The following is a 13,022-nucleotide window of genomic DNA, read 5'->3' on the forward strand; positions in this document are numbered from 1 at the left end:
GCCTTTTCTATAGTTTAAATTTTAAACAATTAATTTTTATAGAAAACGTTTTCACCTATGATAATAAACCTTATGCATAAAAAAATGCAAGAGCAATGTTTAAATTCAATAAAAATAGTTTAATTTTTAAACAAAAAAAGAAGCTGAATTATTTTTTCAGCTTCCTCCATAAGGTGGCACGGGTAATTCCCAGACGCTTGGCGGCCCGTGTTTGATTATATTCTTCTTCTTTTAAGACGAGATGAATGATTTTCTCTTCAATTTCATTCATGGTTCCCTGCAGCAGATGAGAGACATCCTTCTCATCACTTGCCTCATTCTGCCTCAATAATCCGAGAACTGCTTTTTTTTCCAGACTGTAGCCTTTTTCTTTGACTACCGCATCCTTAATCAGGGCCTTAAGCTGTGACACATTTCCTCGCCAGTCGTACTGCACAAGCTGTGAAAGGGCATCTTCTTTGATCCGGATGGCTGTCGTACCCATTCTCTGGTGAAAACGGGCCATAAAATAAGAGACAAGTTCGGGTATATCCTCTCTACGTTCCCTGAGGGCCGGTACCCTTATTCTGTTAAGGCTGTCATGATACAGCAGGCTGCTCCATCTTTCTTCGTTCGAGGTCAGGGAAGCAATAACCAAAACCCCGGATTTGCTGATCTCCATTACCTTTTGAATGAACGCTTCAGCCTGGATTTCATTCAGCCTGTGAATCGAATGGATATAAACGGTCGCGATAGCGTGATCGAGTGATAATTCCTGCAATGTCAAAACATCACTGGCGGAAATGGATGAGAACAATCCTTGAGATCCAAATTGCAGATAATGAACATACTGTGCCAGCAGCCTTTTGCCTGTCCCTCTTTCTCCAAGCAGCAGCAGGGGGTGAGAAGATTTATACGACGAGGCTTGCTCCACACATTCCATCATCGCCTGACTTTGATGAATCAGGAATGGCCGGTGAGCAACGGTTTGAACCTCCAACTGGTTTTTGCCACTCGAGGATGTTGTCCGTTTCACCAAAAACAAGAGAAATTCTTCCTCTCCGATTGAGATGAAATGAACCGAAAGATGCAGCTGTTCTTCCTCCTGCTGAAGAATATGGTGATAGGTTTTACCAGGGGTATATTCCGGCGCCTGCAAGCTTTCAAGCAGTTGATCGCTAAGTGGACGAGCAGAAAATGTATCCCAGTTTTCATATAAAATGGCGCCTTCTTTTGATAGAACCATCCAATCTGGCGCAGCGAGCGTGAGGACCGCCCGCTGCAGCTCTGTTTCCTGAATTTTTTTCTGCAGCACCTGATGCATGGTGCTGGCCCTCCCGAAAGCATCCATAATGGCTTCCTTGCCAGACTGGATTAAAATCCCGGTTATTCCATTGTGTGCAGCCGCATTGACAGTTACCACATCCCCCATGATCAGCTCATACCCTTCCCGCTTCAGCCGCTGTACAAGGGGAATGGTCTCCTTTTCTGTTTCAATGGTGAACACTTCAATCGAAATATCCAGCACGTCTGTGATTGCCCTGGCACCGAGTGTAATGTTTGAGAAGCCGACAATGGCTTTTTTTCCGTTAAAATCATTGGCCAATGTTAATACGCGAAGCATGTCGTAACCGGAAACGTGAACATCGATAACAGGAATCCCCACTTCGTCCTGTATCAGTTTAGCCGTGCCTCCACGGCTAATGATCACCTCATAGCCTTCCTTTTCAGCCTTCCTGGCGATTTCCACACCTTCATGCAAATTTCCGATTTCAATATGTACATCCAGCTCATCCTGCTCGCTGGCGCTGTTTTCTATTAAATTTTTCATGGTGGCATACGGAGCCACGAACAGTGTTTTAATTTTCATTAGGCGACACCCGCTGTTTGTATGATCATATTCCTAGTATAGCGTAAATCGGACGAAGGTTATAACCAGATCACTGGTCGTCAGGGCAGAGACCATGCAGGCTAAACCATAAAATACAGAAAAAACGGCAGGGTAACAAGACTTAAAAGCGTGCTTACAAGTGTGGCACTCGAGACAAATTCAGGTTCTGTACCATATTGAAGCGCATAGATGGTCGTGTTGGCAGCTGTTGGCATGGCAGCCATTAGAATCATGATGGATTTCAAGAGATTGTCAACGGGGAGAGCAAGCGTGATCAAAAACGCAATAAAAGGCGACAATCCAAGCTTGATGGCAATGGAAAGCGAGATTTTTTCCATCTGAAGCTTTTTGATGGAGATGTTGGCCAATGTCATGCCAAGGACAATCATGATCATAGGAATCGTTGCATTTGCAACAAGATCGATAGCTTCTGACATGGTCTTACTCAATGAAAAAGGCAGCAACTGAAGGATTAAACCGGCCACAGCTCCATACACAATGGGTAAACGGACGACGGCTCGCAGCGCAGAGCGGAACCCGTCGCTGTCAGGACTTCCTTTGGCAGCAAAGTAAACCCCTACGGTACACATGACAAGCTGCTGGGCAACCATAAGAACAATGGCATAATCCAACCCTGCAGCGCCAAAGGCAAACAGCGCAACCGGTGTACCGTAGTTTCCATTGTTCATAAAAGCGGATGCCAAGATCATTCCACAGGCCTGACATTGGTTGTATCCCCGGATAAAACTAACAAGATAGGCCGCTCCGATTAAGACAAAACATAAAGCAAAGGTAAAGATAAACATGTACACATGGGTGTGGGTAAAATGTGTTTCATAAAATGTACGAAACACCAGAAAGGGCGACAATAAATACACCGACACTCTGGACAGTGATTTAGGATCCAACCCAAGCGTTTTTTGCCCGACAAACCCAATGCCGAAAATAAAAAAAACCGGCAGCAATATCCCCAGTAATTCCATCGTCTTCATCCCTTATCATGTTTTGAATTCATTATAACACCTCCATCTGAGAGACTGGACCAATAATTTCCCAAAGTATGGATTTAAACAAAATGACGATCCATGGCTTCAGCTTTTCGTTGCTGTTTTTCCAGGTACTTTTATAGGCCCCTTTTCCAATCCGGCAAAAAGGTTAAAAAAACGGCGGACTTTTTTAGGCTTATCAAACCATGAAAGTCTGCCGTCTGTATTATCCCTCCACTAAAACAAGGGATTTATCTTCATAATTTCGCTCAATGTGTTTTTCTCCCCATGCACAGAGGGAATCAAGAATTTCCTTGAGCGACCATCCGTATTCAGTAAGTGAGTATTCCACTTTTGGAGGAATCTGCTGATAAATCTTACGTTCGATCACGCCGTCCGCCTCAAGCTCACGAAGCTGCTGGGTCAGCATTTTTTGAGTAATCGTGGGCATGGAACGCTTTAGCTCACTTGTTCGTTTTGTTCCTTTGATGAGATGGCATAAAATCACGACCTTCCACTTTCCCCCGATGACTTCCAAGGCAGCCTCTACAGGAATGTTATACTTCTTCACTTTATTTCCTCCTTATGGTTACTTTTTTGTTCCTATATATCATTTTTAACTCTATATATTTTAATCAACCGTATAAACCTTTCACATCATACCATAAGATTTAAGGTGTTTCAATATCGCAGGTACAGGCACTTTAAAGTACCTATTGCACTTATTGGTTCCTATAGAACCCGGGAGTGTCTGCCGCACTTTAAAGTACGTACTTCTCAATGCGTCAGTTCTCCCCCATAATAACCCTAGTCAGCGGCACAGATATCCGGGCCCATGTGCAGAACAAGCTGATTTATTACGGTTTAAAACTTTGAAAGGAGAAATTCTTATGTCTTCACATACAGTTACACAACAAACACAAACAGCAGAGAAGAAAGGAGCGTTTGCTCTGTTGGCACTGGCGATCAGTGCTTTCGGCATCGGCACAACAGAGTTTGTGCCGGTTGGACTCCTCTCCTCTTTGGCCGATGACTTATCGGTTTCCATTACCCTTGCCGGCCTTCTTATTTCAGGATACGCGCTGGGTGTTGCTTTTGGCGCACCCGTCCTTACAGCGCTCACCAGCCGGTTGAACCGAAAAACGCTATTATTGCTTTTAATGATTGTTTTTATCGTAGGAAACACGGTCGCCTCGCTTAGCCACAGCTTTGCTTTGCTGCTTATCGCACGCGTAATCACGGCATTTTCGCATGGTGTCTTCTTTTCTATCGGATCAACAATCGCTGCGGATCTCGTTCCGGAAAACAAAAGAGCCAGTGCGATTGCCATTATGTTTACTGGCCTCACTGTGGCAACCGTCACCGGAGTGCCGCTTGGAACATTTGTCGGTCAAACCTTCGGCTGGAGAGCGACATTTGCCGCAGTAGCCTTATTAGGTGTAATTGCCTTTTTCGCCAGCTTGTTTCTCATACCAAACCATTTAAAAATGGGAACAAAATCTTCCATCCGTGACCAGGTGAAACTGGTGACAAACGGCAGACTGCTTCTTGCCTTCGCCATTACTGCACTTGGCTATGGCGGAACCTTTGTCGCCTTTACCTTCCTGGCACCGATCTTAGAGAACATTACCGGTTACCAGCCAAAGACCGTCAGTATCATTCTGCTGGTGTACGGAGCAGCCATCGCGATTGGCAATACGATTGGGGGAAAAGCTGCCAATACAAACCCGATCAAGGCGTTGTTCTGGATGTTTGTGGTTCAGGCAATCGTCCTCTTTATCCTGTCCTTTACAGCACCCATGAAAGCAGTAGGAACCATCACGATTGTGATTATGGGACTCTTTGCCTTTATGAACGTACCGGGACTGCAGGTGTATGTGGTTCAGCTTGCTGAAAAATACGTCCCATCTGCGGTCGATGTTGCTTCAGCGATCAATATTGCCGCATTTAACGTGGGGATTGCGATTGGAGCCTATGTTGGGGGCATTGTCGTTGACTCCATCGGGTTAATCCACACTCCATGGGTAGGCGGACTCATGGTCGTCGGCGCCGTTCTTCTTACGGCATGGAGCCGGGTACTGGAACGAAAAACAGCTAAATAATGATAATAGAATAAAAAAGGGATGCGGACACGCATCCCTTTTTTATTTATACAAACCCCATTTGTGCCCTCGGCTGCTGCTTCATAAAGGCAACGGCGATCTTAGCCGCCACTTCGGCATTATGCTTGATTAGTGCGATATTGGTTTCCACGCTTTTCCCGGCAGTGAGCTGTTTGATGCTGTTCAGCAAAAACGGCGTGATGTTTTTGCCCGCTATGTGCTGTTCATCCGCCTGATGAAGTGCTTTCAGAATCACTTCTTCCATTTTGTCATGATTCATCGCATATGCTAAAGGCACCGGATTGGCAATCACAGCACCACCTTGCAGGTTAAGCTTCCACTTGATTTGCAGCATACGTGCAATCTCTTCAGGAGTATCGGTCCTGAAATCTACGCTAAATCCACTTTCTCTTGAATAAAAGGACGGAAATTCATCGGTTTGGTAGCCCACGACCGGTACACCCTGTGTTTCAAGGTATTCCAGTGTTCTCCCGATATCCAGTATGGACTTTACCCCTGCACAGACAACGGCAACGTTGGTTTGAGCAAGCTCTTTCAGGTCCGCCGAGATATCCATCGAATCTTCCGCCCCTCGGTGCACGCCGCCAATGCCTCCTGTTGCAAATACAGAAATACCGGCCAAATCGGCGGCGATCATCGTGGCTGCGACGGTTGTGGCCCCTGTTTTCCCAGAGGAAAGGATATAAGAAAAGTCCCTGCGGCTTACTTTTTCCACCTCCCCTCTCTCTGCAAACTCCTGCAGCTCTCCGTCATTTAAGCCGATCTTTATTTTTCCATTCATGATACCGATTGTTGCCGGCACTGCTCCATTGTCTCTAATGATCTGCTCGACATCCCGGGCCATCTGCACATTTTGCGGATAAGGCATGCCGTGTGAAATAATGGTGGTCTCCAGGGCTACAACAGGGCTTTTGGCAGCAAGAGCCTGTTTCACTTCTTCTGTATACGTTAAATAGAAACGCATTCGTTTTCCTCCATTAGCTTCGTCATCCTCCCAGCGGTAAGATGCGGGTAAACGGATAATCCGGTCTGCAGGGTTAAGGAGGCCAGTGCGAGCCCATATTGGCAGGACTGAACAAAGTCCTTTTTCTCCGATAAGCCAAACAGATAGCCCGCTGCAAAGGCATCTCCGGCACCAGTTACATCAACCGTTTTTACCTGAAAAGCAGGCAGGTGAACGGCTTCCTGTCCGGATGAGGCAAACACCCCCTGGCTTCCGAGTGTGATGATGACATTTTTCACGCCAAATCCGTGAATTTTCCGTGCAGCTTCTTTGCAGTCCTCCAATCCATGAATCTCCATGCCGGCGATGGTCTCTGCTTCCTCCTTATTCGGCAGTATAGTGTGAATGCCGGTTAGAGATTTCATCAATTTCTTCGATTTGATTGTGGAAACCGGGTCAACAATCACCGGTATGTTTTCCAGCTTGCAGCGTTCCGTAAGATAAAACAACGTCTGTTCAGGAAGGTTCGTGTCCAGTACAACCAGGCTGGATTGGGCGATGTGGGGCCATTTTTGCATAATGAACGGCACGGTCAACTGTTCATAGATGTTCATGTCGGCAACGGCAACGGCCATATTACCGTTTTTGTCCAAGAGTGCAGTGTAAGTACCTGTTGTCTGTTTCTTATCTTTGTGAATCTGGCTCGTATCCACGCCGTATTTGCCAGTATTCTTAATGACCCATTCTCCTTCTTTATCATCGCCCACAGTACTGATCAGGCTTACGAATACCCCGAGCCGGCCGAGATTTTCACTTATGTTTCGAACGACACCGCCGCAGGTTTCCGTCATGGTCACCGGGTTGGAGGTTTCATATTGGATCGTTTCTCTGCATATGGCTTTTCTGTCCATATGGGCCCCGCCAATACAAGTAACTCCTTTTGGCTCCGGCAAAATATAGGCACGCCCTTTGATCCTGCCGCTTTTTATCAAGCTGGTAATATAACCGGACACTGCGGAGCGATCCAAATCTAATTCATCTGCGATTTCTCGTTGGCTGATGAAGGGGTTCCGTTGGATCATACCAAGGATTTGAGACTCCTTATCCATAAACTACATCCTTTCCCAACCATTTTTTACTAAATTAGTTTTAGTTTAAACGTCAGTTAAGAGGTCGTCCACTGATTTCTGAAAATTAAAAAACATTATCCCCCTGCAACCTGCGTAGTTTGGCGAGTGCCTGTTTTCTCCAGGATTTAACGGCGCTGATGCTTACCCCCTCCTCATCCGCAATCTCAGTCTCTTTCATTTGATGAAACAGCTTTTTACACGACCCATGTCCTCTGTCTGGGAGTAAGGTGGGACAAATACATCTCCAATACCTCTTGTTCAAGAGGTAGGACACCGCCTTCATAAGGGATCGTTTCTGTCAGTTCCAAAGAGAATCCCACATGGACGGCCTTAAATTTCGTTTCTTTTTTCAATAGTTCCAGCATTTTTCCCCGTACCGTTCTGTAGACATAGGGCCCAAATTCCCCCTTGCTTTCCTCAAACCTCAGGCTTGCTTCCCACAGGCCAATCAGCCCGGCCTGATAGTACTCATCAAAGCGGTTGGCCACCCCAAGTGTACGGATCTGTGATTTGATCAAAGGCTCGAACTGTTGAGCCAATTCTTCAAACGTCATGTGCATCTTCCATAATCCTTTATCAGACACGTGCCTTCATTTATTCCGCCGGTACCTTAAAACTACTGTCTGATACAGCGCCTGTCATATCACCAAAACCAGTAAATAGTGGGGTGAAAGCCCTCGGAAAACCGATTTTCGCTTTATGAAACATGAATTATGAAGGTTTTTGAATGATAAAAAACAATAAAGGAATCTTTTTTCGTGAAGATGCCTCCTTTTTCACCAAACGGTCTACTTATAGGTGAAAGGAGGTGAACGAAATGGCCACAACAGCAATCCTGAGCACACAGTTTCGAATGATTTTTGACGGAGGAATGGATGGCGACAGGCAAATTTACAAGAATAAAAATTTCTCCAACGTAAAAACGAGTGCAACCCCGGATCAGCTTTATGCGGTAGCCAATGCCCTTGCTCCTTTGCAGCAGCTGCCATTGCTCTCGGTGGAACGCAATGATTCTCACAGCATCTATGCATAAGAAGATGCACGCTTAAACCATGTAAAAAGAAAGGAGGCTTTTATCCATGGCAAAAACATTGGAACTTCAATTTATCAATGAACAGGACAAAACCGTCACCATCTCCCTTGACTCACCGGCAGAACCGGTTGATCCGGCAGCGGTTAAAGCTGCGATGGACGCTGTTATCGCTCAAAACATCTTTGTTTCCACTGGCGGCGATTTTGTAAAAAAGAAAGGCGCGCGCATCACGGACCGCTCTGCCAGTGACATTGTCCTTCCCTAATCGAACATAACATGAAATAAGGGCTGTTGACCTCTTGTGTCAGCAGCCCTGTTTATTAAAAAGCAGGTGATCTTGTGCAAAGGAGGAAGCGAAAAATGGAACCATGGCTCTCTTTCGTTAGCGATGTTGGCTTTCCAGTCGTAGTGACGTTGTATTTACTGCACCGAATAGAAGGCAAACTCGATACATTGAACCACTCGATCCTATCGCTGGCAGAACAGATCCAACGATAGCAAAAGAAAAGGCCAGGCACTCTGCTTCATAGAGTGTCTGGCCTTTTTTGATGCCTTTTATCGTTGATCAATAAGGATCTTCGGAATGTCCTTTTTCTTCTGCTTCCTTGACCGCGCCGGCTGCTCCCTCCGCCCCAATCGGTTCCTGGGTGGAGTTGTTGCCGTCAGATGCCATGCGAAGTCCTTCTTCCAACCTTTTTCCGTAATCTTCATCGCATTGGTGACACATTTCTATCATTTTGCTTTTGATGCGTTCATCACAAGGAGCAAGTGTATTCACCAGGTTGGTAATGAGTTCCTCGCGCTCCCATTCTTCTAAATGACGGTATGTATCACCCGCCTGTCCAAAGTTATTCGGCCGGTCAATGCTTTCCCGCACAACATGGCCAGAGGCAAACGGTGTATGCTCTTTGCCGCTTTGCTTCGCCTCTTTTAGTCCATCCGTTGTGGAAGGTTCATAGTTCACATGCGGATTTTGATTTTCGCCAAGGTCAACCTTATATTGCATTTGGCCACCCCGCTGATTGGTCGCCACCCGCTTTTTCGGAGCATTGATCGGCAGCTGGAGGTAATTGGCCCCAACCCGGTAGCGCTGTGTATCGGAATAGGAGAAGGTGCGTCCAAGCAGCATTTTGTCATCTGAAAAATCCATGCCGTCCACAAGCACCCCGGTTCCGAACGCCGCCTGTTCCACCTCAGTAAAATAATCCTCCGGGTTGCGGTCCAGAACCATTTTTCCTACAGTCAACCACGGAAATTGGTCTTCCGGCCACAGCTTGGTATCGTCAAGCGGATCGAAATCCAATTCGGGATGCTCGTCATCACTCATAATTTGAACAAGCAACTCCCATTCCGGGTACTCTCCTTTTTCGATATGCTCATATAAATCCTGTGTCGCATGGTTGAAATTCTTCCCTTGAAGCTCTTCTGCATCTTTCTGCGTCAGATTTTTGATGCCTTGCTTCGGCTCCCAGTGATACTTCACCAGCACAGCCTCGCCCTCTGCATTGACCCAGCGGTATGTATTAACCCCTGACCCCTGCATCTGCCGATAGTTGGCCGGAATGCCCCACGGAGAAAACAAGAACGTAATCATGTGCATCGCTTCAGGGGTGCTTGAGATAAAATCAAAAATCCGCTGTCCGTCCTGAACGTTCGTCACCGGATCCGGTTTAAAGGCATGAATCAAATCCGGAAACTTAATGGCATCACGAATAAAAAAGATTTTCAGGTTGTTTCCGACAAGGTCCCAGTTGCCATCTTCGGTATAGAATTTGACCGCAAATCCACGCGGGTCACGCAAGGTTTCCGGAGAATGAGTTCCGTGGGTAACGGTGGAAAAGCGGACAAACAACGGCGTACGCTTTCCTTTTTCCTGAAACAATTTAGCTCTTGTATATTTGGAAGGATGTTCATCCCCTACTTTTCCATACGCTTCAAAGTAACCATGGGCTCCTGCCCCTCTGGCATGTACCACTCGTTCCGGCACACGTTCACGGTCAAAATGACTGATCTTTTCCAGAAAATCGTAGTTCTCCAGCGTGGCTGGCCCACGATTGCCTACGGTCCGCATATTCTGGTTGTTGGTTACAGGATGTCCCTGACGGTTCGTCAGCGTTTGGTCATTTTCGTCTTTAGACTTTTTTACATTCGGGTTGGACTGATCTCTATTCACGTTCGTACCTCCCTGGGAATATGTAGTCACGATACCTACCTTTCCCTTTAACTGGTAAAAAAACACCTCTTTCCCAAAATTAGATAAAATAGTGAAAAGGCCGCCTAAAAAAAGGCGGACCTGCTAAACTTAAGATTTGAGCGTTTTGGCTAGTGCCAATGCACCGCAAAGGCCGGCATTGTCACCAAGCGCCGGAGGAACAATATAATTTTCGATGTTATCCTCTGTGAGCTGGCTGCGCTGCACATAACCGTTCAGCTGGCTGATCACCTGCTGGCGTACCATTGGGAAAAGATGCTCTTGTTTCATTACGCCACCGCCGATCACCATCTTTTTCGGCGACAGGATGAGAATATAGTTTACAAGGGCTTGTGCCAGATAGTACGCTTGCAATTCCCATACTTCTGGTCTGTCGGCAAGTTCAATTCCTTTCTGTCCCCAGCGCTTTTCAAGCGCAGGACCCGCCGCCATGCCTTCAAGGCAATCCCTATGGTATGGACAGTTCCCTGCAAAGCTGTCTTCCGGATGACGCCTGACCAGGATATGGCCCATTTCAGGATGCGTTAAGCCATGCAGCAATTTGCCCTCGGTGATGGCTCCCACGCCGATTCCTGTTCCGACCGTCATATAAATACAGCTGTCCAGTCCTTTGGCGGCTCCCCATTCCATTTCTCCCAGTGCGGCAGCGTTTACATCTGTATCAAAAGCGACCGGTACTTGAATGTGCTTTTGTATCTCTCCAACCAGGTTGCATTGAGCCCAATGCGGCTTTGGCGTGCTGGTGATATATCCGTACGTATCACTGTTTTTATCCAAATCTACCGGTCCAAACGAACCGATTCCCATCGCGTTAATTTCTTTGCTCCGAAAAAACTCCAGTACCTGTCCGATCGTCTCATCCGGTGTAGTGGTCGGGATGCTGATCCTCTCCATTACCTTGCCGTCCTCATCTCCAATGCCGCAAATAAATTTAGTTCCTCCCGCTTCAATTGCCCCAAGCTTCATGCTGAATTCCTCCTTACATTCAGTTCTTTTCTTGTTTAATGTACCATATTCACCGACCGCCAGCCGTACTTTTTCACGGTAAAAAAAATACAGCCTCCCTAAAGAGACTGTTGAATTTATTTTGTGCTGTGCGAAGTGATGAAGGAAGCATTTCCTTTTAAAGAAAATTTCTTTACTGTGGAAGGAATAATAAAATGGTCCCCCTTCTTGAATGGCGAAGATCCGCTTTGCGTTTCAATCTCACCTTCACCGTCAAGCACACTGACAAGAAGATACATCGGGTTCTCCAGGTTCTCTGCTTTTCCGTCCAGGTTCCAGTGGTAGACGGTAAAATAGGATTCTTTAATCAGCTTTTTGATCTCCAAACCGTCCTGTTTGTCTTCAACCGGCTGAAAATCCGCATCCTGGTGGGGAATCATCGCTACCTCAATCGACTGTTTGATATGAAGTTCCCTCGTATTTCCCTGATCATCCTTACGATCATAATCGTATACACGGTACGTGACGTCCGAACTCTGCTGCGTTTCAAGGATCATCGTGCCAGCTCCAATGGCATGAATGGTACCGTTTGGAACATAAACAAAATCCCCAGGCTGAATTTTAACTTTGCGGAGAAGCTTGTCCCATTCTCCATCGTCGACCATCCGCTGAAACTCACTTTTCGATTTGGCATGATGGCCGTACACAAGCTCAGCGTCTTCCTCGCAATCTATAACATACCAGCATTCGGTTTTTCCAAATGGCTCGTTCTCTTCTTGTTGCGCATAGTCATCGTCAGGGTGCACCTGAACTGACAGATTGGTCTTGGCATCCAGAATTTTCACGAGTAATGGAAAATCGTTTCCTTCCTGTCCGGCGAAAAGTCCTCTGTGCTTTTGCCAAGCCTGATCAAGCGTCATACCTTGAAGCGGACCATTAAGTATCGTGCTTGGACCGTTTGGGTGGGCTGAAATTCCCCAGCACTCCCCGGTTGTATCAGATGGAATCTCATAACCGAAAACATCCCTGAGTTTCGTTCCTCCCCAAATCCGGTCTTTAAATACAGGCTGCAAAAAAATTGGTTCCGCGTACATACCAACATCCCCTTATTATTTTCATCCACTATAAAAGATACAGCTTCTATTTTACCTTATTACCATAAGATAGTGAAACCGTGGACAACGGAATCTTTTGTGGCAAAACTTCAAAAATTTTGCTTCCCTTAAAAGATAATGAAGGACTGTGCCTTTAGCTTCGGTATGTCATACTTCCCCAGTAAAAGATGCTGTGCCCTTTCCATCTGATCTGCTGGGCTTTGCCATTGTATCGCTGTTCATAATGAAGGTGCGCCCCTGTGCTTGCCCCGCTGCTTCCCACAGCGCCTATTTTCTCGCCGCGCTTCACTTGTTGTCCGAGCTTAACTTGAACACTGCTCAAATGGGCATAGAGCGTCTCCCATCTGCCTCCGTGTGAAATTATAATATACCGGCCATAACTTCGATTTCCCAGGTTCCTGATTTTTACAACCTTTCCTGGTGCCGATGCGATCACCTCATCCCCCTCGTCATGAAGCCGGTTCAAATCCACAGCATTTTGGGGATTATGGTTCATCCGTGTCTGGCCAATCCACACTTGTCCCGGGGGAAAGGGAATCTGGAAAACTGGGGATGCCGCCGCTTTTTCAAACGGACGATCCAGCAGCACCACCAAGCTGATCAAGAACATCCCACCGAGTAAAAACATTTTGTATCGATTCAATGACATTACCTCCCTGAAGCAA

General features: G+C 46.4%; 14 protein-coding genes. 4 read left to right on the forward strand and 10 right to left on the reverse strand.

The features are described 5' to 3' along the window. Positions 1-148: 148 nt before the first annotated feature. From BLT53_RS17035 to BLT53_RS17045, 3 genes are all read right to left on the reverse strand, one after another. Positions 149-1,849 carry a sigma-54-dependent Fis family transcriptional regulator gene (locus BLT53_RS17035; RefSeq protein WP_090236490.1) on the reverse strand — a complete coding sequence of 567 codons (1,701 nt, stop codon included), beginning with the start codon at positions 1,847-1,849 and terminating at the stop codon, positions 149-151. A 101-nt stretch (positions 1,850-1,950) separates the two neighbouring features. Continuing rightward, a complete protein-coding gene (locus tag BLT53_RS17040) occupies positions 1,951-2,853 on the reverse strand; it encodes an AEC family transporter (protein WP_090236964.1) in 903 nt (300 codons plus the stop codon). A gap of 229 nt (positions 2,854-3,082) precedes the next feature. Next, positions 3,083-3,427: a winged helix-turn-helix transcriptional regulator gene (locus tag BLT53_RS17045; protein ID WP_090236492.1), complete on the reverse strand. Its 345-nt coding sequence runs from the start codon at positions 3,425-3,427 to the stop codon at positions 3,083-3,085. 319 nt (positions 3,428-3,746) lie between these two features. On the opposite strand from BLT53_RS17045, the gene BLT53_RS17050 reads away from it, so the two are divergent. Continuing rightward, complete coding sequence (locus tag BLT53_RS17050) at positions 3,747-4,958, forward strand: MFS transporter (RefSeq protein ID WP_090236493.1); 1,212 nt, start codon at positions 3,747-3,749, stop codon at positions 4,956-4,958. Positions 4,959-5,004: 46 nt separating this feature from the next. Here the strand turns inward: BLT53_RS17050 and BLT53_RS17055 are convergent, their stop codons facing one another. From BLT53_RS17055 to BLT53_RS17065, 3 genes are all read right to left on the reverse strand, one after another. Further along, positions 5,005-5,943: a pseudouridine-5'-phosphate glycosidase gene (locus tag BLT53_RS17055; protein ID WP_090236494.1), complete on the reverse strand. Its 939-nt coding sequence runs from the start codon at positions 5,941-5,943 to the stop codon at positions 5,005-5,007. After that, a complete protein-coding gene (locus BLT53_RS17060) occupies positions 5,928-7,031 on the reverse strand; it encodes a carbohydrate kinase (RefSeq protein ID WP_090236495.1) in 1,104 nt (367 codons plus the stop codon). Before BLT53_RS17060 ends, BLT53_RS17055 begins: the two co-directional genes overlap by 16 nt. Positions 7,032-7,246: 215 nt before the next feature. Then, positions 7,247-7,612 (reverse strand): sigma factor, encoded by a 366-nt coding sequence (locus BLT53_RS17065; RefSeq protein WP_090236497.1) that lies wholly within the window; start codon positions 7,610-7,612, stop codon positions 7,247-7,249. Positions 7,613-7,869: 257 nt separating this feature from the next. On the opposite strand from BLT53_RS17065, the gene BLT53_RS17070 reads away from it, so the two are divergent. From BLT53_RS17070 to BLT53_RS17080, 3 genes are all read left to right on the forward strand, one after another. Beyond that, a complete protein-coding gene (locus BLT53_RS17070) occupies positions 7,870-8,085 on the forward strand; it encodes a DUF1659 domain-containing protein (RefSeq protein WP_090236498.1) in 216 nt (71 codons plus the stop codon). Positions 8,086-8,131: 46 nt separating this feature from the next. Then, the gene (locus BLT53_RS17075) at positions 8,132-8,350 is read left to right on the forward strand and encodes a DUF2922 domain-containing protein (protein ID WP_090236500.1); all 219 of its coding nucleotides are present in this window, start codon (positions 8,132-8,134) and stop codon (positions 8,348-8,350) included. A gap of 95 nt (positions 8,351-8,445) precedes the next feature. Further along, positions 8,446-8,583 (forward strand): YvrJ family protein, encoded by a 138-nt coding sequence (locus BLT53_RS17080; RefSeq protein ID WP_090236501.1) that lies wholly within the window; start codon positions 8,446-8,448, stop codon positions 8,581-8,583. Positions 8,584-8,650: 67 nt separating this feature from the next. On the opposite strand, the gene BLT53_RS17085 is transcribed toward BLT53_RS17080, so the two are convergent. From BLT53_RS17085 to BLT53_RS17100, 4 genes are all read right to left on the reverse strand, one after another. Beyond that, entirely contained in the window at positions 8,651-10,258 is a 1,608-nt protein-coding gene (locus BLT53_RS17085) for a catalase (RefSeq protein ID WP_090236503.1), read from the reverse strand. A gap of 129 nt (positions 10,259-10,387) precedes the next feature. Next, positions 10,388-11,263 (reverse strand): ROK family protein, encoded by an 876-nt coding sequence (locus tag BLT53_RS17090; RefSeq protein WP_090236504.1) that lies wholly within the window; start codon positions 11,261-11,263, stop codon positions 10,388-10,390. Positions 11,264-11,379: 116 nt separating this feature from the next. Then, positions 11,380-12,336 carry a mannose-6-phosphate isomerase, class I gene (manA, locus tag BLT53_RS17095; protein ID WP_090236505.1) on the reverse strand — a complete coding sequence of 319 codons (957 nt, stop codon included), beginning with the start codon at positions 12,334-12,336 and terminating at the stop codon, positions 11,380-11,382. Between the two features lie 154 nt (positions 12,337-12,490). Next, the gene (locus BLT53_RS17100; protein WP_244520447.1) at positions 12,491-13,000 is read right to left on the reverse strand and encodes a M23 family metallopeptidase; all 510 of its coding nucleotides are present in this window, start codon (positions 12,998-13,000) and stop codon (positions 12,491-12,493) included. Positions 13,001-13,022 lie beyond the last annotated feature (22 nt).

Origin of the sequence: Fictibacillus solisalsi (assembly GCF_900103485.1) — a bacterium.
Classification (GTDB): Bacteria; Bacillota; Bacilli; order Bacillales; family Fictibacillaceae; genus Fictibacillus_C; species Fictibacillus_C solisalsi.

What these genes read in the sequence shown, in the direction of transcription:
- BLT53_RS17040 (WP_090236964.1), bottom strand. Translation starts at nt 2,853, where the DNA reads ATGGAATTACTGGGGATATTGCTGCCGGTTTTTTTTATTTTCGGCATT.
- BLT53_RS17070 (WP_090236498.1), top strand. Translation starts at nt 7,870, where the DNA reads ATGGCCACAACAGCAATCCTGAGCACACAGTTTCGAATGATTTTTGAC.
- manA (WP_090236505.1), bottom strand. Translation starts at nt 12,336, where the DNA reads ATGTACGCGGAACCAATTTTTTTGCAGCCTGTATTTAAAGACCGGATT.
- BLT53_RS17050 (WP_090236493.1), top strand. Translation starts at nt 3,747, where the DNA reads ATGTCTTCACATACAGTTACACAACAAACACAAACAGCAGAGAAGAAA.
- BLT53_RS17060 (WP_090236495.1), bottom strand. Translation starts at nt 7,031, where the DNA reads ATGGATAAGGAGTCTCAAATCCTTGGTATGATCCAACGGAACCCCTTC.
- BLT53_RS17090 (WP_090236504.1), bottom strand. Translation starts at nt 11,263, where the DNA reads ATGAAGCTTGGGGCAATTGAAGCGGGAGGAACTAAATTTATTTGCGGC.
- BLT53_RS17080 (WP_090236501.1), top strand. Translation starts at nt 8,446, where the DNA reads ATGGAACCATGGCTCTCTTTCGTTAGCGATGTTGGCTTTCCAGTCGTA.
- BLT53_RS17055 (WP_090236494.1), bottom strand. Translation starts at nt 5,943, where the DNA reads ATGCGTTTCTATTTAACGTATACAGAAGAAGTGAAACAGGCTCTTGCT.
- BLT53_RS17035 (WP_090236490.1), bottom strand. Translation starts at nt 1,849, where the DNA reads ATGAAAATTAAAACACTGTTCGTGGCTCCGTATGCCACCATGAAAAAT.
- BLT53_RS17075 (WP_090236500.1), top strand. Translation starts at nt 8,132, where the DNA reads ATGGCAAAAACATTGGAACTTCAATTTATCAATGAACAGGACAAAACC.
- BLT53_RS17065 (WP_090236497.1), bottom strand. Translation starts at nt 7,612, where the DNA reads ATGCACATGACGTTTGAAGAATTGGCTCAACAGTTCGAGCCTTTGATC.